Source organism: Enterobacter sp. 2VL, assembly GCF_005503595.1.
GTDB lineage: Bacteria > Pseudomonadota > Gammaproteobacteria > Enterobacterales > Enterobacteriaceae > Enterobacter > Enterobacter cancerogenus.
In genome coordinates, this window is the sequence record NZ_SCNE01000003.1 from 462,395 (window position 1) to 482,105 (window position 19,711).

The following is a 19,711-nucleotide window of genomic DNA, read 5'->3' on the forward strand; positions in this document are numbered from 1 at the left end:
CTATGCCGATAAATGATAAGACACCACGCCCGCAGGAGTTCGCTGCGGTCGATCTTGGTTCTAACAGTTTCCACATGGTCATCGCCCGTGAGGTGGATGGCGCGATGCAGATCATTGGCCGTCTGAAGCAGCGCGTGCACCTGGCCGACGGTCTGGATGCGAACAGCATGCTGAGCGAAGAGGCCATGGAGCGTGGCTTAAACTGCCTGTCGCTGTTTGCCGAACGTCTGCAGGGCTTCTCGCCCTCCAGCGTCTGCATCGTGGGCACACATACCCTACGCCAGGCGCTGAATGCGCCGGAGTTTCTTAAACGTGCGGAAAAGGTCATCCCCTATCCGATTGAGATCATCTCCGGTAACGAGGAAGCGCGCCTGATTTTCATGGGCGTGGAGCACACGCAGCCGGAAAAAGGCCGCAAGCTGGTGATTGATATCGGCGGGGGTTCCACGGAACTGGTGATTGGTGAAGACTTCGAGCCGCGTCTGGTGGAGAGCCGCCGCATGGGCTGCGTCAGCTTCGCGCAGATGTACTTCCCGGGCGGAACCATCACCCGCGAGAATTTCCAGCGCGCGCGCATGGCTGCGGTACAAAAACTGGAAAATCTGGCCTGGCAGTACCGTATTCAGGGCTGGAACGTGGCGCTGGGCGCCTCGGGTTCGATCAAGGCCGCACATGAGGTGCTGCTGGCGCTGGGCGAAAAAGACGGTTTTATCACCCCTGAACGTCTGGTGATGCTGACCGAAGAGGTGCTCAAATATAAAAGCTTTGACGCCTTAAGCCTGCCGGGTCTGTCCGACGATCGTCAAGCCGTGTTCGTGCCCGGCCTCGCCATTCTGTGCGGCGTGTTTGATGCGCTGGCGATCAAAGAGCTGCGTCTCTCGGACGGCGCGCTGCGTGAGGGCGTGCTGTATGAAATGGAAGGCCGCTTCCGTCATCAGGATATTCGTAGCCGTACCGCGCAAAGCCTGGCGAACCAGTACAACATCGACCGTGAGCAGGCAAAGCGCGTGCTGGAAACCACGGTTCAGATGTACGAGCAGTGGCACGAGCAGAATCCTAAGCTGGCACATCCGCAGCTGGAAGCGCTGCTGAAATGGGCTGCCATGCTGCATGAGGTGGGGCTGAACATTAACCACAGCGGCATGCACCGTCATTCGGCGTACATTCTGCAAAACAGCGATTTGCCGGGCTTTAACCAGGAGCAGCAGAGCATGATGGCGACGCTGGTGCGCTATCACCGCAAAGCGATCAAACTCGACGATCTGCCGCGCTTTACGTTGTTCAAGAAAAAGCAGTTTCTGCCGCTTATTCAGCTCCTGCGACTTGGCGTGTTGCTTAACAACCAGCGTCAGGCCACCACGACCCCGCCGACGTTAAAGCTGAAAACGGACGATCATCACTGGACGCTGAGCTTCCCGCACGGCTGGTTTAGCCAGAACGCGCTGGTACTGCTGGATCTGGAAAAAGAGCAGCAATACTGGGAAGCGGTCACCGGCTGGCTGTTGAAGATTGAAGAAGAGAGCGCCGAGGCCGCAGCATAGCGGCCTACGCGGTTGCGGGCAGCGCCTCAGCGTCCAGTAAAGACGCCATCTCAACCGGCTTACCAATCAGGTAACCCTGCACATAATCGATACCTAGCGCGTGAACCGCGCTACGTATCTCTTCTGTCTCGACGTACTCCGCCACTACCAGCATTTTCTTCATGCGCGCCAGATGGCAAATCGAGGCCACAATCTGATAATCCAGACTGTTGCTGACGATATTGCGAATAAAACTGCCGTCGATTTTGAGGATATCAGCATCCACGCTTTTCAGGCGGGCATAGCTGGCATATCCGGTGCCGAAATCATCGATCGCAATGCGCACTCCCATGGCCTGCAGCTGGCTGAGCGTCTGCGTGGCCTGCTCTGATCCGTTTCCGAAACATCCGCACTCGGTGATCTCGACGATCAGCTGCCAGGCCTCCACGCCATACTTCGTCAGAAGCTGCTTCACTTCCTGAGGGAACTGCGTGCGGCACGCGGTAGACGGCGCAAGATTGATCGCAAAACGCTGGGCAGGAAGCCTGTCGCGATGATCCGCTAAAAATTGCAGCGTCCGCTCCAGCACCCATAAGTCCACGCGAGACGACAGACCAAACTCCTGGGCAACCGGCAGGAAGCGATCGGGAGAGATCAGCTCGCCCTGCTCGTCCAACATCCGCAGCAACACTTCATCATAGTGATCCCCGCGTAAGCCCCTGACCCGCTGCACCATCAGGGTGAACTTATCCTCTTCCAGCGCCCGCTGAAGCAGATTCATCATCGCGACCTTCTCTTTCAGGTTACGCTGCAGGTGCATAGCCCCGCGCTGCTGAAGGCTTTCAGGATGATGGCTTGAAAGCGACAGATTGGCGATGATGCTGAGCTCCCCCAGCAGCAGATAAAGATGATTAACCGGAGAACGCACGTAGCAGTAGCTTATGCCCACCTGCGGCTGGAGTGGCATACCATCCCAGATAAAGCGGAACAGTTTGATACGCTCATCCAGCGCGACGATGCGTTCCTGGTGAGATTCGGTGCCCATACGAATCGCCAGATCGTAGCCGGTCAGCGTATAGACACACTCCCCCGGCAGCAGAGCGTGGTTAATCCACGCGGCCAGCTGCTGTTTGTACTGGATCCGCAGCAGCACCCCGTAGTTATGCCCGAGTACCTCCAGTTCAGGAATGCGCAATAAACAGAGCGCGGACCAGGGCGATTTACTCAGCGCGCGGGACAGCGCCCGCAGGTTTGGCATGTGAACCACCGGGTCGAGAAGCGCCAGCCTGCGGGAACGAATATTGATGGCCCGCTGGCGGGTGGCCAGCATGGACATGTAAATCACCACAAAAGAGGAGACCAGATAGCTGGACGAGGTAATAGCCAGCTGGATGTCATATCCTTGGTTTACAGGGATATAGCGATAGAAATAGTGGATCGACACCAGCAGGACCGGGGTCCAAATCACCGACATCAGCTTATAGCCAAAGCGCATTGCGCCCCAGAGCATCACCGGCATCAGCAGCGACAGCGTGTAGTTGGTGCTGAAAATGGTGCTGTTCTCATTCATGGGCATCAACAGCAGCGAAAGTAATCCGCCCAGCAGCGCAGCCCACAGCACAAACTCAGCCACCGTCACTTTACCGTCAATTTGCGCGCGGCTTTGCGATATGTACCCTCTCAGGTAGTGCGGATTGCGTATGATACGAATCAGCAAAAAGCTGAACGGAACCGCAGTCAGCCCACTCACCAGAAGCGCCTGATAGTTGATCAACGTGCGAATATTCAACGGGTTAAGACCCGCCATGCTCTGGCGGCTTTCATACACCCCGAGATAGACCGCAAACTGGAAGAACAGCAGAAACAGCGTGGAGGGGCAGAACACCTGCCAGAACAGGCGCTGGGCCATCAGATACACGTTGCCATAGGAAACCCGGTTGCGTTTCGGCGCAAACACGCGGTATCCCCCCCAGCTCAGCACGACCGGGACTAAAAAATGGAGCACGCTCGCCCAGGTTTCAAACAGGCTGACGGCGGGATAGTAGCGATAAAACAGGGACAGAACGATGCCCGGCAGCGCGGCCAGGTCAAAAATCACCATCATCGCCAGAAAGAACGAGAGGGGAAAATAGTAAAGCACAACAACGCTTTCGTTCAGCTGCGTATAAGTGTTAAACATGCTGAGCAGCGGCAGCAAAACGGGAGGCAAAACGAGGGGAAGCGCCCACCAGCGGTCTTTATTGTGCTTCAGAAAGGAGATAATTTTCATAGATGCCCGGTTAAACCCTGTGTTCTCCTGAGGGTAAATAAAGACAGGCATCCAACCTGACGTGTCAGTCACACTGTGAAAACCTGTGCATCACAATGGAGGAAGGATTTTAGTGATCAGCGGCAGGAAACCGTTGATGTAAATCAAATAAAATTATTTGTAGAAAGGTTTCTTACGATTTTTATGCTTGCTTACCGGGGTAATGAGTTGATTAGCAACAAATAATGCTGAACTGACTATTTTTTACACATTCCGGAATTGACCCTTGCTTCCCGCTGTGCCTTAATAGCCGTATCGCCCAAACGGGTAAACCCAGGAAAAACAACGTGAGTCAGGCCCCGCGTATGCACAAACGACACCGATTTAACACCCGCATGACCCGCATCATACTGCTTATCAGTTTCCTGTTTTTCTTTGGCCGCTTTGTTTATTCCTCCATTGGCGCCTGGTATCACCATCAGGACAAAATTCAGACCCAGCAATCCAGCCTCACCGTCGAAACGCCCGAACGCTGACGCCCGCCTTAACAGGTAAGACACTGTATCGCAGTGTATCCGGCTTGCCATGCTGACAAACTGGTACAAAAATCCGCCTGCAGCACATATACCTGATACATCAAAATGGTCTTCTGTCTCTGTCGTCATTATGAGGAGAGACAGAGATGATTCGTCGCTATTTAATCCCCTTCATTGCGCTGGTCACCGCCAGTAGCGCCATAGCCGCTCCGTTAGATGGCCTGAGCGCCGCCGACGTTAATGGCCCGGCAGCCGTAGCGCCACTTGAAAAACCTCAGCCGCCCGCCAGGCTAATTGTCGATCCGCCGCTCGCAGGGCCACTGAGCAAAGGGGCCGTGTTTATTCAGTACCGCGCCGAAAACCTGCGCATTGAGCCAGTCTTTGGCCCGGAGGCGCTGAACGTCACGCCACGTATCGGCCATATCCACGTCATCGTCGACGATGCCCCCTGGCACTGGGCAGATGCCAGCGGTGAGCCGGTGATCCTCGTGGGCCTGCCAGCTGGCAAGCACAAGGTCACCCTTATTCTGGCCGACCCTACGCACAAACCCATCGTTCACAAAACCGTTGAATTCACCGTGCCGCCGCACGCCCCGGTTCATCACTTTTAAGGAGCCTGAAGATGAAAGCACTGTCTGTATTAACGGCTGGCCTGTTGGCTCTTTCTGCCAGTGCGTTAGCGGAGAACCATTCAAGCGTAGTGCTGGTGCATGGCGCATTTGCGGATGGCAGCAGCTGGAATAAGGTGATTAGCCGTCTACAGGAACAGCACAGGGAGGTCATTGCCGTACAACTGCCGCTCACCTCGCTACACGATGACGTTGCCGCGACCCGGCGCGCCATCGCCCGGACGCACGGTAAGGTTACGCTGGTTGGCCACTCGTGGGCTGGCACGGTGATTAGCGAGGCGGGGAACGATGCCCGGGTGACATCGCTGGTATACGTGGCAGCGTTTGCTCCGGACTCCGGTCAGTCGACGGCGGATCTGGTGGGGAGCTACCCTGCCCCGCCGGGGAGTGCGGGCATTGCTAAAACGGCTGACGGGTATTTGTATCTCCCCCTCAAAGCGGTCAAAGAAGACTTCGCGCCTGATGTCAAAACGGCTGAGCAGGAACGCATTGCTGCAACGCAGGGTCCGATTCGGGCCGATGCGTTTGGCGAAAAAATCACGCATGCCGCCTGGCATGATAAACCGAGCTGGTTTGTGGTGAGCAAAAACGATCGGATGATAAACCCCGATCTGGAACGCGCCATGGCGAAAAACCTTCATGCCACCACCACGGAGGTCGCGGCAAGCCATGTCTCCATGGTGAGCCAGCCGGATGCGATTGCCCGGGTGATTGAACGGGCGAGTGAATAAGCGGGATAAAAAAAAGCCCGCGAGAGGCGGGCTTTAGTGGCTAAGGGTCTAGATTGTCGGGGAGATTATTCCCACTCAATCGTCGCCGGTGGCTTACCGCTGATGTCATACACCACGCGGGAAATGCCGTTCACTTCGTTGATGATGCGGTTAGAGACGCGACCCAGGAAATCATACGGCAGGTGCGCCCAGTGTGCGGTCATGAAATCGATGGTTTCAACCGCGCGCAGGGAGACAACCCAGTCGTATTTACGGCCATCGCCCATTACGCCGACGGAGCGAACCGGCAGGAACACGGTAAATGCCTGGCTCACTTTGTTGTACAGGTCGGCTTTGTGCAGCTCTTCAATGAAGATCGCATCGGCACGGCGCAGCAGGTCGCAGTACTCTTTCTTCACTTCGCCCAGCACGCGCACGCCGAGACCTGGCCCCGGGAACGGGTGACGGTAAAGCATGTCGTACGGCAGACCCAGCTCCAGGCCGATCTTACGCACTTCGTCTTTGAACAGCTCGCGCAGCGGTTCAACCAGGCCCATCTTCATCTCTTTCGGCAGGCCGCCCACGTTGTGGTGAGATTTGATGACGTGCGCTTTACCGGTAGCAGAAGCTGCCGATTCGATCACGTCCGGGTAGATGGTGCCCTGCGCCAGCCATTTCACATCTTCCAGCTTCAGCGCCTCTTCATCGAACACTTCGACAAACACGCGACCGATGATTTTACGTTTCGCTTCCGGGTCGTTCTCCCCCGCCAGCGCGTCCAGGAAGCGTTTCTCGCCTTCCACGTGAACGATGTTCAGACCAAAGTGGTCGCCGAACATGTCCAGCACCTGCTGAGATTCGTTGAGGCGCAGCAGACCATTGTCCACGAACACACAGGTCAGGTTTTTGCCGATAGCGCGGTGCAGCAGCATCGCGGTAACGGAGGAGTCCACGCCGCCGGAGAGGCCGAGGATCACTTTGTCATCACCAACCTGCTGGCGGATACGCTCCACGGCGTCGTCGATGATTTTTGCCGGGGTCCACAGGGCTTCACACTGGCAGATATCGCGCACGAAGCGCTCCAGCATACGCATCCCTTGACGGGTGTGGGTCACTTCCGGGTGGAACTGCACGCCGTAGAAGCGTTTTTCTTCGTTCGCCATGATCGCGAACGGGCAGCTTTCGGTGCTGGCAACGGTCACGAAGTCAGACGGGATGGCGGTAACTTTGTCGCCGTGGCTCATCCACACGTCCAGCAGCGGTTTGCCGTCGGCGGTCAGGGAGTCTTCGATACCGCGCACCAGCGCACTGTCGGTCACGACTTCAACCTGCGCGTAGCCGAACTCACGTTCGTTAGAGCCTTCTACGTGGCCGCCGAGCTGCATCGCCATGGTCTGCATGCCGTAGCAGACGCCGAAGACCGGCACGCCCGCTTCAAATACGTACTGCGGTGCACGCGGGCTGTTCTCTTCGGTGGTGCTTTCCGGGCCGCCGGAAAGGATGATGCCGCTTGGGTTGAACTCGCGAATCTGTGCTTCCGTGACATCCCACGCCCACAGTTCACAGTAAACGCCCAGCTCACGTACGCGACGCGCCACCAGCTGAGTGTACTGAGAACCAAAATCCAGGATGAGAATGCGATGTTTATGAATGTTTTCCGTCATTGACGCTAATTCCGAGGCAAGAGAAACAAAATCGCCCGGCATAAAGCCGGGCGTGGAAATTTATCAGGAGCCCAGGCGGTAGTTCGGGGACTCTTTGGTGATCGTCACGTCGTGAACGTGACTTTCCTGGATACCCGCACCGCTGATACGCACGAATTCTGCCTTCGTACGCAGCAGGTCGATGGTACCACAGCCGGTCAGGCCCATACAGGAGCGCAGGCCGCCCATCTGCTGGTGAATGATCTCTTTCAGACGGCCTTTATAGGCTACGCGACCTTCGATACCTTCCGGCACCAGTTTGTCCGCCGCGTTGTCGGTCTGGAAGTAACGGTCAGACGAACCTTTGGACATCGCGCCCAGGGAGCCCATCCCGCGGTAGGATTTGTAAGAACGGCCCTGGTACAGTTCGATTTCGCCCGGGGATTCTTCCGTACCGGCCAGCATAGAACCGACCATCACGGCAGCCGCGCCCGCAGCGATAGCTTTAGCGATGTCGCCTGAGAAACGAATGCCGCCGTCAGCGATAACCGGGATACCGGTGCCTTCCAGCGCTTCAACCGCGTCAGACACGGCGGTGATCTGCGGAACGCCCACGCCGGTGACGATACGGGTAGTACAGATGGAGCCAGGGCCGATACCCACTTTTACCGCGCTGCAGCCGGCTTCAGCCAGCGCGCGTGCGCCTGCGCCAGTGGCGACGTTGCCGCCGATGATCTGCAGGTCAGGATATTTCGCACGGGTTTCACGAATACGCTGCAAAACGCCTTCGGAATGGCCGTGAGAGGAGTCAATCAGCAGCACATCAACGCCTGCTTCTACCAGCGCATCGACGCGCTCTTCGTTGCCCGCACCCGCGCCAACCGCAGCACCAACGCGCAGACGGCCACGCTCGTCTTTACAGGCGTTAGGCTTACGTTCTGCTTTCTGGAAATCTTTTACGGTGATCATGCCGCGCAGGTGGAAGCTGCTGTCGACAACCAGCGCTTTCTCAACGCGTTTTTCGTGCATTTTTGCCAGCACGACGTCGCGAGTTTCACCTTCACGCACGGTAACCAGACGCTCTTTTGGCGTCATGTATACGCTGACAGGCTGGTTCAGGTCAGTCACAAAGCGCACGTCACGACCGGTGATAATCCCCACCAGCTCGTAATCTTCCGTCACAACCGGGTAGCCAGCAAAGCCGTTACGTTCGGTCAGGGCTTTCACTTCATGCAGGGTGGTGGTTGGCAGAACGGTCTGTGGGTCAGACACAATGCCGGATTCATGTTTTTTCACGCGGCGAACTTCTTCAGCCTGACGCTCAATAGACATGTTTTTATGAATAAAGCCAATGCCGCCTTCCTGTGCCAGGGCGATCGCCAGGCGCGCTTCAGTCACGGTGTCCATTGCCGCAGAGAGCATAGGAATGTTCAGGCGAATGGTCTTCGTTAACTGCGTGCTGAGATCGGCAGTATTCGGCAGAACGGTGGAGTGAGCGGGAACGAGGAGGACGTCGTCAAACGTCAGTGCTTCTTTAGCGATACGTAGCATGGGCAATATCTCTGACCTGGGTGGTTAAATATTGCCGTGGCATTATACAGAGCGTAACCGATTGCATCTACACTTTTTTGAAAAAAATGCTTGCGATCGCTTCTCAGCAGGTTACTATCGACTGAATAACTTGCTGATTTAGAATTTGATCCCGCTCACATGTTATCCTCTCAATCTCCCTCAATTTTTACTGTCAGCCGCCTTAATCAGACGGTGCGTTTGCTGCTTGAGCAGGAAATGGGGCAGGTCTGGATCAGCGGTGAAATTTCTAACTTCACCCAGCCATCATCCGGCCACTGGTACTTTACGCTGAAAGACGATACCGCCCAGGTACGCTGCGCGATGTTCCGCAACAGCAACCGCCGGGTGACGTTCCGTCCTCAGCACGGCCAGCAGGTTCTGGTGCGCGCCAATATCACCCTGTATGAGCCGCGCGGTGATTATCAAATCATCGTCGAAAGCATGCAGCCTGCGGGTGAAGGTTTACTGCAGCAGAAGTATGAACAGCTCAAAGCAAAGCTCTCCGCCGAAGGTTTATTCGATCAGCAGTTCAAAAAAGCCCTGCCCTCACCCGCCCACTGCGTGGGGGTGATCACCTCGAAAACCGGGGCGGCCCTGCACGATATTTTGCATGTCCTGAAGCGTCGCGATCCTTCCCTGCCGGTCATCATCTATCCGACCGCCGTTCAGGGTGACGATGCGCCCGGGCAAATTGTGCGCGCCATTGAGCGGGCGAACGCCCGTCAGGAGTGCGATGTGCTGATCGTCGGGCGCGGCGGCGGCTCGCTGGAAGATCTGTGGAGCTTCAACGACGAGCGCGTGGCGCGGGCAATCTTTGCAAGCGTAATTCCCGTTGTGAGCGCCGTCGGCCACGAAACCGATGTCACCATTGCAGATTTTGTTGCGGACCTCCGCGCCCCCACGCCATCCGCGGCGGCGGAAGTGGTCAGCCGCAACCAGCTGGAGCTGCTGCGTCAGCTCCAGAACGGCCAGCAGCGTCTTGAGATGGCGATGGATTACTTCCTCGCCAACCGAACCCGCCGCTTCACCCAGCTTTACCATCGTCTGCAGCAGCAGCACCCGCAGCTGCGTCTGGCGCGTCAGCAAACCGTGCTGGAACGCCTGCGCCAGCGCATGAACGTTGCGCTGGACGGCCAGCTCAAACGTGCGACCTCGCGCCAGCAGCGCATGGCCCAGCGCCTGAGCCAGCAAAATCCGCAGCCGAAAATCTACCGTGCGCAAACGCGCATTCAGCAGCTCGAATATCGTCTCGCGGAGAATGTCCGTGCACGCCTGAGCGCCACCCGCGAACGCTTTGGCAACGCGGTGACCCATCTGGAAGCCGTCAGCCCCCTTTCCACGCTGGCGCGTGGCTATAGCGTCACCACGGCGACAGATGGCAAAGTGCTGAAACAAACGAAACAGATTAAGGCCGGGGATGTGCTCACGACGCGGCTTTCAGACGGCTGGGTCGAGAGCGAAGTGAAGGCGATCAAGCCGGTAAAAAAAACGCGTCAGCGTAAAACCGGATAAATCTTCGCCGGTTACAAACTATACTGCTGCTATTCCCTTTTTTACTAAGGAGAGCAGCATGCCCCATCTTCACAGCGTCATCCCCCCGTATATTCTTCGCCGCATTATCGAAAGCGGTTCGGAGCCACAGCAGCGCTGCGCCCGCCAGACGTTAACCCATGTGCAAACGCTGATGGCGCATATGCCTGGCAAACCCGCCGCGCCGCACGTCAATAAGACCGGTCAGCTTGAGCGTGATATCTATGACGCGAAACAGACTCAGGAGCTGCCGGGTACTCAGGTGCGTTACGAAGGCCAGCCGTCCAACGGTGATGTTGCAGTGGATGAAGCCTATGATTATTTAGGTATTACCCATGACTTCTTCTGGAAAGAATATCAGCGTGACTCGCTTGATAATAAAGGGCTGGTCCTGACCGGCACCGTGCACTATGGCCGGGAATATCAAAACGCCTTCTGGAACGGTCAGCAGATGGTCTTTGGCGATGGCGACGGGGAGATCTTTAACCGTTTCACCATTTCCATCGACGTGGTGGCGCATGAACTGAGCCACGGCGTGACCGAGACCGAAGCCGGATTAATCTACTTTGAACAGTCGGGGGCGCTGAACGAGTCGCTGTCCGACGTGTTCGGCTCGCTGGTGAAGCAATATCACCTTAAGCAAACCGCCGACCAGGCGGACTGGTTGATTGGCGAAGGTCTGCTGGCTGATGGCATTAACGGTAAAGGATTGCGCTCTATGGCGGAACCCGGCACGGCCTATAACGATCCCCTGCTCGGTAAAGATCCGCAGCCCGGTCATATGAAAGATTTTATCAAAACGCGCGAGGATAACGGCGGCGTGCATCTTAACTCCGGTATACCTAACCGCGCCTTTTATCTGGCCGCCACGGCCCTGGGCGGCTATGCCTGGGAAAAAGCCGGCTACGCCTGGTACGACACCGTGTGCGATCGCAGTCTGACGCAGGATGCCGATTTTGCGGCCTTCGCGCAGCTGACCATCGCCCACGGAGAGAAGCGTTCGGGAAGCGACGTTGGGGTGGCCATTAAACAAGCCTGGGAACAGGTGGGAGTACTGTAAATGCAGGTTCCGGAACTGACGGATGACGCCGTGGTTGAGCTGGCCCGGGAAGGCGGCGTCGCGTTTATCCCTAAGCTGAGCGGCCAGCGCACCATCGCGCTTTCGTCGCTTAACGAGGCCCAGCGCCAGCGCCTGGTGAGCATCCTGGAGCAGGCTTTCCCGCGCGGTCAGCCGCCCGGGCAAGCCTCTTCACCCGGCAGCGGTGACCAGCGCTATTTCCGCATCCAGATTATCTGGACCGGACAAAATCAGGCGCACTACGCCGACATCATTGTGCTGGTGCCCGAACAGGAAGCGCCCGAGTCGCTGGTTGAGCTGTGGCGAAAAGGCGAAGGCTGCGTGTGCGATTAACCTTCGGCCCGAACAAACTCCACGCGTTTTTTAGAGATCAGCCCGTGGCCGTTCTGGCAGAAATAATCCACCGCACCGCAGGCTTTTAATACCTCGAGCGGCTTGTGGCACTCGGGGCAACGCGCTTCCAGCGCGACGTCTTTATTGCAGCGCGCGCAGTGGGCCGCGCCGTGCTGAGGCTCCAGCTCTGCATGGCAATCCGGGCAGGTTATCGTCATGATGACTCCTAAAGCAGTTCAGTATTACGTCGATAGTATCACGGGGCGCTTAATGCGCTCCACGCAGCCGTTGTTGCAGGTTCAGCAGCAGCTCAACCTCATCGAGCCTGCGCTGCGTCGTGCGGCTAACCTCCTGCGGATCGCACCTGAACAGGCTTTGCGCGCCCAGAACGCGCTCCGCAAGGCAGTGTTCGTAAATCGCGCCGGGCAGGGTCCAGCGCTGAATATCATCCCCGTCAATCAGCTCCACGACGTCCTCTGCACCGCGTCGGTCGTGGCTGATAATGCGCCCGTCACGCAGATAAAGCCGCAACCCTTTTTGGCCGCCCGCCGGGCCCGCGTATTTATTAAGCCAGATGTTCACCGGCACACCGCTTATTCTCCCCTGTAGATGCGCTTCACCCTCAGCCGTGATCAGGTCGCCCTGGGTAATGTCGCGGCCCAGCCGATCGCGGGCGGTCATCACCTGTAGAGCCATGTCACCCTGCCCACCGAGATAGCGCACCGTTTCACGCAGCATCGCCAGAACATGGGTCCCAATATCCAGAATGACGCCGTCCGGGTGACGAAGCGTACGCTTATCCGGCTCGCCGGTGGCAAAATTGAGCGCTACCGGTTCTCCGGCGGCGTTGAACCCGCTTGGCTCCTGGAGAAACCCTTCCATGCTGACAATCTCAGAAAAATGACTGACCAGCGCGAACCGCACCGCGCCGAGGCGCGCCATCCAGTGATCGAGCGCCAGCACGCGGTCCGCTGCGCCTGGCTGAGCCAGCAGTGCTTTCAGTCTGGCCATCTGGGAAAGCGTCGCAACGATCGGTTTTTCGACCACAATACACGTTATCGGCGAGGCGAGAGCCTGTTCCAGCACCTCGAGGTGATGCAGGGATGCGGTGGTGATGAACAGCGTATCAAGAGACTGAGCGAGTAGCTCAGGGAGGGATGCGCAGCGAGTGATGCCTTCCGGCTGCTTTGTGGGGTCAAGGTCAAACCCGAGGAGGTGGAGCGAGCTGCCAAAACGGTTACGCAGCGCCGGCAGATAGGCCGTTTCAACCACTGCGCCAAGACCAACAAACCCTAACTGCATAGTATCGCCTCGTTAAATATCATGCCGGAGCAGAACGCCTGCCCCGGCAAGAACGAGGGGTTATCAGGCGCTGGCGGCCGGTTTCGTCTGGGCATTTTCCAGCATACGGCGTACCGGAACAATGAGGACGATCAGCACCGCGGCACAAATCAGCAGCGCGATGGAGCAGCGCGCGAAGAGATCCGGCAGCATATCCAGCTGGTCGGCCTTCACGTGACCGCCAATCAGGCCCGCCGCCAGGTTACCCAGTGCGCTGGCGCAGAACCACAGGCCCATCATCTGACCGCGCATTCTCTCCGGGGCCAGCAGCGTCATGGTCGCCAGACCAATCGGACTAAGGCACAGCTCACCGAGCGTCAGCATCAGGATACTACCTACCAGCCAGAACGGTGAAACGCCTGCCCCACCGTTGCTCAGCACGTTCTGCGCCGCCAGCATCATCAGGCCAAAACCTGCGGCAGCACACAGAATGCCAATCACAAACTTTGTGATGCTGCTCGGGCGAATGTTTTTACTCGCCAGCTTCGGCCATGCCCAGCTGAACACGGGGGCCAGCAGGATGATAAACAGCGCGTTAATCGACTGGAACCACACCGCCGGGATTTCAAAATCGCCAATCATGCGGTTAGTGTAGTCGTTGGCAAACAGGTTGAACGAGGTTGGCTTTTGCTCAAACGCCGACCAGAAGAAGGCGGCAGAGACCAGCAGGATGAAGCAGACCAACAGTCTGGCGCGCTCTTTGCGGTTCAGACCAGCAAAAATGAACAGGTAAATGAAGTAGAGGGCAACGGACGCCGCAATCACGTAAACCAGCACGCTCGCCACGGCGACGGGGTTAATCACAATCACGCCCTGAGCAATCAGGGTGACGATTACCGCCACGCCAACGGCCAGCGCCAGCAGCCACGCGCCGACACCGTTTCGTTTCACGACCGGGTTGTTCCAGGTGGAGTCAAGGCCAACTTCGCTGTCGTAGCGTTTCATTGCCGGAACAGCAAAAACGCGGAAGATGATCAGCGCGACCAGCATCCCGATACCGCCAATACCAAAGCCCCAGTGCCAGCCATGGGATTTGATCAGCCAGCCGGAGATCAGCGGCGCGATAAACGAGCCCATGTTGATGCCCATGTAGAACAGTGAGAAACCGCCGTCACGACGCGCATCGCCCTTTTTATACAGCGTGCCGACCATGACTGAAATACAGGTCTTGAACAGACCGGAGCCGAGCACGATAAACATCAGGCCGATAAAGAACAGGTTGTCGCCCATGAAAGCAGAAAGCGCAATGGACAGGTGGCCGAGCGCAATCAGGATCGAGCCATACCAGACGGCTCTCTGCTGGCCGAGCCAGTTATCTGCCAGCCAGCCGCCCGGCAGCGCGGCGAGGTACATCGTCCCGGCAAAGATGCCGACAATCGCCGAGGCGTTCTCACGCGCCAGCCCCATCCCGCCGTCGTACACGGTAGCGGCCATAAAGAGGATCAGCAGCGGGCGTATGCCGTAAAACGAGAAACGCTCCCACATTTCGGTGAAGAACAGCGAACCGAGCGGATAAGGATGGCCGAAGAACGTTCGGCTTTCTTTTTGATTAACAGAGGATTGCATAATTCTCCCGAGAAGGTATGTCGTCGTGCTTGTAAACGCCAGCAGGTACGCCGGCCAGTTACGTATCTGGCCGATTTTTTACATGCGGCGAAAAGTTGGTTAACCATTTGATAACCAGGCGCTAGTTTTGTCTAGTACCGAACCCTGGACTTTAAGATGAAAATTCGACGATTGTCTACTTTATTAGATTTATACGTGGTTGAAAGTGAATAGTGATTGACATCACACCGGATACCACGGAGGCAGAAAGAGATAAAAAACCCGCGACTGGCGCGGGTTTTAGCGAGATAAACGCGTGTTATTTGCTTTTCTTAATGTGTTTAATCAAACGCTTACGCTTACGCATCTGGTTTGGCGTCAGGGTGTTACGCTTGTTCGCGAACGGGTTTTCCCCTTCCTTGAACTGAATGCGGATAGGCGTACCCATCACGTCCAGTGATTTACGGAAGTAGTTCATCAGGTAGCGTTTGTATGAATCCGGCAGGTCTTTCACCTGGTTACCGTGGATCACAACGATAGGCGGGTTATAACCACCGGCGTGCGCATATTTCAGCTTCACGCGACGACCGCGCACCAGCGGTGGCTGGTGATCTTCTGCTGCCATATTCATGATACGGGTCAGCATGGCGGTGCTCTGACGACGGGTGGAACTGTCGTACGCCTCGCGAACGGATTCGAACAGGTTACCTACGCCGCTGCCGTGCAGCGCGGAGATAAAGTGTACGCGAGCGAAATCGATGAAGCCCAGACGGAAGTCCAGGGTCTCTTTCACCTGCTCACGCACTTCATTGCTCAGGCCGTCCCACTTGTTGACGACGATAACCAGTGAGCGCCCACTATTGAGGATAAAGCCAAGCAGAGAGAGGTCCTGATCGGAGATCCCTTCACGCGCGTCGATAACCAACAGCACTACGTTGGCATCTTCAATGGCCTGCAGGGTTTTGATAACGGAGAATTTTTCCACCACATCGGTGATTTTCCCGCGCTTACGCACGCCTGCGGTGTCGATGAGCACGAACTCACGCTCGTCACGCTGCATCGGAATGTAGATACTGTCACGAGTCGTGCCAGGCATGTCGTAAACGACCACGCGCTCTTCGCCCAAAATACGGTTAGTAAGTGTCGACTTACCAACGTTAGGACGCCCGACGATTGCCAGCTTAATCGGCAGATCCTGCGGGTTGAAGTTGTCTTCAGGTTCTTCTTGCTCGCCCGCTTCATTGGCTTCGAACTGCGCCCAGTACTCCGCGTCTTCGTCCACTTCTTCCGGCGGGTTCACTTCATCAACCCACGGCAGCAGCACGGTTTCAAGGAGGCTGGTCACGCCACGGCCATGAGACGCCGCGATCGGGTAGATATCCCCCAGACCTAAAGACCAGAAGTCCGCAACAGCCTGATCGGCATCAATACCGTCAGTTTTGTTTGCCACCAGGAAGGTAGGCTTTTCGCGTGAGCGAAGATGTTTCGCGATAGCGGAGTCCGCAGGCATCAGCCCTGCACGAGCATCCACCATAAAGAGCACGACGTCCGCCTCTTCAATCGCCAGCAGAGACTGCTCAGCCATACGCGTTTCAACGCCGTCTTCTGTCCCGTCAATACCACCGGTATCAATACAGATGAACTCGCGTCCTTCCACTTCTGCACGACCGTACTTACGGTCACGCGTCAGCCCCGGGAAATCCGCAACCAGCGCATCACGGGTGCGTGTTAAACGGTTAAAAAGAGTGGATTTTCCAACGTTAGGGCGCCCGACAAGCGCGACCACAGGTACCATGTTTGAAGCCTCATAAAATTCAACTAAACGTCGCGTCGGCGGCGTTTTTAAAAATGTCAAAACGGCCCCTGAGTTAACAGGAGCCGTTTAGTATACTACAACCGCTGTGTAATTAACGCGTGATCGCGTACAGCGTGCCGTCTTTTGCCTGAATCAGCAGTTTACCATCAGCGACAACCGGCTCAGTCAGGAAGCCAGAGCTATCCACTTTTTGCTGTGCGGTGAAGCGACCGTTTTCAGGGTCAATCCAGTGCAGGTAACCTTCACTGTCACCCACAACCAGGCTACCGTTGTACAGTGCCGGTGCGGTTAACAGACGGTGCAACAGATCGCTCTGCGTCCACAGGGTCACACCGCCTTCGGTGCTCAGTGCCAGCACACGATCGTTCTGGTCAACCATGTAGATACGGTTGCCGTCTACGATGAAATCGTTCACGGAACCCAGTTCGCGTTTCCACATGATCTGGCCGCTGCGCAGATCAAGCGCGGTCAGGTTACCGTTGTACGCCAGCGTGTAAACGACGCCGTCAACGATGACCGGAGTCGTATCAACGTCGCTCAGACGGTCAATTTCAGTCGAACCGGTGGCCTGAGAGATACGCTGCTGCCAAATCATCTGGCCTTCCTGCATCAGCACCGCGCTCACGCGTCCGTTGTCACCGCCAACAATAGCAGCGCCAAAGGCGGTGGCCGGAGCCGATTCACCGCGCAGAGAGAGCGCAGGCATATCAAGGTTAACGGTCCATTTCACCAGACCGTCAGCTTCGTTCAGCGCCTGCAGCTGGCCGTTGCTGGTATGAATCAACACCATGCCGTCGCTAACCACCGGACGAGACAGTGATTCACCGGCAACCGTCGTCTGCCATGCAATAGAGCCATCGCTGGCGTTCAGCGCATAGACCTGCGCTTTTTCGCTACCGACATACACATGACCACCGGCAACGGTCAGGCCGCCAGAGAGCAGTGCAGGTTTACGCGAGAACCAGCCGTCTTTTTCCGCCAGATTAACGGACCAGACCTCTTTTCCGTCGTCGGCGTTAAGCGCTTTGACGGTGCCTTTGCGGTCAGCCGCATAGACAACGCTGTCAGCAAAGGCTGGATGCAGGTTGGAATAGAAATCACCAATTCCGTTCCCGACGGAGGTGCTCCATGCGGTAGACGGGGTAAACTGGTTTTCAACCGTCGGCAGTGGGGACATTTTGACAACATCTTCTTCGCCACTGAACAGTGAACAGCCACTCAATAACGTAACGGAAAGCAGTCCTGGCAGAAGTAATTTACGCAATTGCATCGGGTCCCTCTCAGACGGACAAATTATTTATTTTCATCTGCATCATTTCGCTCAGCGCAGGTGAAGCTTTACTCTCTACGCCGGCTTGCCACGCTTTACGCGCGCCCTCTTTGTCACCTTTGCTCAGCAGTGCTTCACCGCGCAGGTCAGCCACGATGGCCGCAAAGCCTTCGCCTTTGATGGTGTCGAGGGTTTTCAGCGCGTCATCGGCTTTCTTCTGCTGAACCTGGATACGTGCCAGACGCAGGTTAATGACCGCTTTCAGGTTTTCATCGCTGGCAGCCGCAAGACTCTGCGACAGCTGGGCAGCCGCTTTATCCAGTTCGTTTTTATCAACGTACTGCTGCGCCACTTCCAGTGCGGCCAGCGCACCGTAGGTGTTTTTATTGTCGGCGACAAACTTCTCAGCAGCCGCCAGCGTTTGCGGCTGATCGGCACGAATGTCACTGACGGTATTCTCATAAGCCAGGGACGCACCGCGAGCCGAATCGGCCTGATGGCTGTTCCAGTAACGCCAGCCCATCAGTGCACCCACACCTAAAATCACCCCAACAACCAGCGCTTTGCCGTTTTCAGCAAAGAAGCGCTTAACCGCATCGACCTGGTCGTTTTCGTTCTCGTAAATTTCCACGCAGTCCTTCTCCTTAGCCCAATAAAGTGCGCAAGTGCGCCGCAACGCCGTCCTGCGTTACCGTTGTCTGTTCACCAGAGCGCAGGTCTTTAACCACAACGTCGCCGTTAGCCACTTCGGACTCACCCAGCACCAGTGCGATACTTGCGCCCCACTTATCAGCACGCGCAAACTGTTTTTTAAAGTTGCCGCCGCCGTGGTTGGTCATCAGCTTAACGTCCGGCAGCGCATCGCGCACGCGTTCGGCAAGCTGCATTGCCGCAGACTGCGTATCCGCACCTGAAGCCACCAGGTATATATCGACAACGGAATCTGCTTTAAATTCCGGATTAACTGCCTGAACCAGCAAAACAAGTCGCTCAAGGCCCATTGCAAAGCCCACGGCAGGGGCGGCACGACCACCGAGCTGCTCAACCAGGCCGTCATAACGACCGCCAGCACACACGGTGCCCTGGGAACCGAGGCTGGTGGTGACCCACTCAAATACGGTACGGTTATAGTAGTCCAGACCGCGCACCAGGCGCTGGTTAACGGTATAAGCAATGCCTGCCGCTTCGAGCAGCTTACACAGCCCGTCGAAGTGCTCGCGAGACTCTGCGTCGAGATAATCACCCAGCGCAGGCGCATCGTTCAGCAAGGCCTGCACATCCGGGTTTTTGGAGTCCAGTACGCGCAGCGGGTTGCTGTACATACGGCGCTGGCAATCTTCGTCCAGCTTATCTTTGTGCTGTTCCAGGAACGCCACCAGCGCATCGCGGTAGTTCGCACGCGCTTCAAGAGAACCAATCGAGTTCAGTTCCAGAGAGACGTGTTCAGCGATGCCCAGCGCGCGCCACCAGCGGGCAGTGAGCATGATAAGCTCAGCATCAATGTCCGGTCCCTGCAGGCCAAAGACTTCCACACCCAGCTGATTAAACTGGCGATAACGACCTTTCTGAGGACGTTCGTGGCGGAACATCGGGCCGATATACCACAGGCGCTGCTCCTGATTGTACAGGAGACCATGTTCGATGCCGGCGCGTACGCAGCCCGCCGTCCCTTCTGGACGCAGCGTCAGGCTATCGCCGTTGCGGTCCTCAAAGGTGTACATCTCTTTTTCAACCACATCGGTCACTTCACCGATTGCGCGTTTGAATAACGGGGTCTGCTCTACAATCGGCAAACGGATTTCGCTGTAACCGTAGCTGCCGAGCACCTGCTTGAGTGTGCCTTCAATGCGCTGCCAGATGGCGGTTTCGCCAGGCAGATAATCGTTCATGCCGCGGATGGCTTGAATGTTTTTTGCCACGTTTATTCTCTTTCTATATAC

17 protein-coding genes are annotated in these 19,711 nt (G+C 56.7%); 7 read left to right on the plus strand and 10 right to left on the minus strand.

Annotated features, from left to right (window positions below):
- Nucleotides 1-2 precede the first annotated feature (2 nt).
- Nucleotides 3-1,541 carry an exopolyphosphatase gene (ppx, locus tag FFS28_RS10380; protein WP_088207956.1) on the plus strand — a complete coding sequence of 513 codons (1,539 nt, stop codon included), beginning with the start codon at nt 3-5 and terminating at the stop codon, nt 1,539-1,541.
- 4 nt (nt 1,542-1,545) lie between these two features.
- Here ppx and FFS28_RS10385 read toward each other — a convergent pair whose 3' ends face one another.
- Entirely contained in the window at nt 1,546-3,789 is a 2,244-nt protein-coding gene (locus tag FFS28_RS10385; RefSeq protein ID WP_042320402.1) for a bifunctional diguanylate cyclase/phosphodiesterase, read from the minus strand.
- A 326-nt stretch (nt 3,790-4,115) separates the two neighbouring features.
- Here FFS28_RS10385 and FFS28_RS10390 point away from each other — a divergent pair, with 326 nt between their 5' ends.
- From FFS28_RS10390 to FFS28_RS10400, 3 genes are all read left to right on the plus strand, one after another.
- The gene (locus FFS28_RS10390) at nt 4,116-4,304 is read left to right on the plus strand and encodes a YfgG family protein (protein WP_137849488.1); all 189 of its coding nucleotides are present in this window, start codon (nt 4,116-4,118) and stop codon (nt 4,302-4,304) included.
- A 146-nt stretch (nt 4,305-4,450) separates the two neighbouring features.
- Nucleotides 4,451-4,915 (plus strand): DUF6130 family protein, encoded by a 465-nt coding sequence (locus tag FFS28_RS10395; RefSeq protein ID WP_137849489.1) that lies wholly within the window; start codon nt 4,451-4,453, stop codon nt 4,913-4,915.
- Nucleotides 4,916-4,926: 11 nt separating this feature from the next.
- Nucleotides 4,927-5,664, plus strand: coding sequence for an alpha/beta fold hydrolase (locus tag FFS28_RS10400; RefSeq protein WP_137849490.1), 738 nt, complete (start codon nt 4,927-4,929; stop codon nt 5,662-5,664).
- Nucleotides 5,665-5,729: 65 nt separating this feature from the next.
- On the opposite strand, the gene guaA is transcribed toward FFS28_RS10400, so the two are convergent.
- A complete protein-coding gene (gene guaA / locus FFS28_RS10405; RefSeq protein WP_137849491.1) occupies nt 5,730-7,307 on the minus strand; it encodes a glutamine-hydrolyzing GMP synthase in 1,578 nt (525 codons plus the stop codon).
- A gap of 63 nt (nt 7,308-7,370) precedes the next feature.
- Nucleotides 7,371-8,837 carry an IMP dehydrogenase gene (gene guaB, locus FFS28_RS10410; RefSeq protein WP_006176656.1) on the minus strand — a complete coding sequence of 489 codons (1,467 nt, stop codon included), beginning with the start codon at nt 8,835-8,837 and terminating at the stop codon, nt 7,371-7,373.
- Between the two features lie 159 nt (nt 8,838-8,996).
- Here guaB and xseA point away from each other — a divergent pair, with 159 nt between their 5' ends.
- From xseA to FFS28_RS10425, 3 genes are read left to right on the plus strand one after another with little or no spacing between them, the layout of a single operon-like run.
- A complete protein-coding gene (gene xseA, locus FFS28_RS10415; protein ID WP_102890386.1) occupies nt 8,997-10,370 on the plus strand; it encodes an exodeoxyribonuclease VII large subunit in 1,374 nt (457 codons plus the stop codon).
- Between the two features lie 58 nt (nt 10,371-10,428).
- A complete protein-coding gene (locus FFS28_RS10420; RefSeq protein ID WP_137849492.1) occupies nt 10,429-11,448 on the plus strand; it encodes a M4 family metallopeptidase in 1,020 nt (339 codons plus the stop codon).
- Nucleotides 11,449-11,799: a protealysin inhibitor emfourin gene (locus FFS28_RS10425; RefSeq protein ID WP_058610295.1), complete on the plus strand. Its 351-nt coding sequence runs from the start codon at nt 11,449-11,451 to the stop codon at nt 11,797-11,799. It begins immediately after the preceding gene.
- On the opposite strand, the gene FFS28_RS10430 is transcribed toward FFS28_RS10425, so the two are convergent.
- The 7 genes from FFS28_RS10430 to hisS all read right to left on the minus strand — a co-directional run bounded on the left by FFS28_RS10430 (nt 11,796) and on the right by hisS (nt 19,690).
- Nucleotides 11,796-12,017 (minus strand): zinc ribbon domain-containing protein, encoded by a 222-nt coding sequence (locus FFS28_RS10430; RefSeq protein WP_006176660.1) that lies wholly within the window; start codon nt 12,015-12,017, stop codon nt 11,796-11,798. The two genes, FFS28_RS10425 and FFS28_RS10430, sit on opposite strands and share 4 nt — an antisense overlap.
- Before the next feature lie 49 nt (nt 12,018-12,066).
- Nucleotides 12,067-13,101 (minus strand): Gfo/Idh/MocA family oxidoreductase, encoded by a 1,035-nt coding sequence (locus FFS28_RS10435; protein ID WP_137849493.1) that lies wholly within the window; start codon nt 13,099-13,101, stop codon nt 12,067-12,069.
- A gap of 63 nt (nt 13,102-13,164) precedes the next feature.
- Nucleotides 13,165-14,706 carry a peptide MFS transporter gene (locus FFS28_RS10440; RefSeq protein ID WP_137849494.1) on the minus strand — a complete coding sequence of 514 codons (1,542 nt, stop codon included), beginning with the start codon at nt 14,704-14,706 and terminating at the stop codon, nt 13,165-13,167.
- Nucleotides 14,707-15,004: 298 nt separating this feature from the next.
- Nucleotides 15,005-16,480, minus strand: coding sequence for a ribosome biogenesis GTPase Der (gene der, locus FFS28_RS10445; protein WP_137849495.1), 1,476 nt, complete (start codon nt 16,478-16,480; stop codon nt 15,005-15,007).
- Nucleotides 16,481-16,592: 112 nt separating this feature from the next.
- A complete protein-coding gene (gene bamB / locus FFS28_RS10450; RefSeq protein WP_137849496.1) occupies nt 16,593-17,771 on the minus strand; it encodes an outer membrane protein assembly factor BamB in 1,179 nt (392 codons plus the stop codon).
- Nucleotides 17,772-17,781: 10 nt separating this feature from the next.
- Nucleotides 17,782-18,402, minus strand: coding sequence for a YfgM family protein (locus tag FFS28_RS10455; RefSeq protein ID WP_006176665.1), 621 nt, complete (start codon nt 18,400-18,402; stop codon nt 17,782-17,784).
- 13 nt (nt 18,403-18,415) lie between these two features.
- Complete coding sequence (gene hisS / locus FFS28_RS10460; RefSeq protein ID WP_042320417.1) at nt 18,416-19,690, minus strand: histidine--tRNA ligase; 1,275 nt, start codon at nt 19,688-19,690, stop codon at nt 18,416-18,418.
- Nucleotides 19,691-19,711 lie beyond the last annotated feature (21 nt).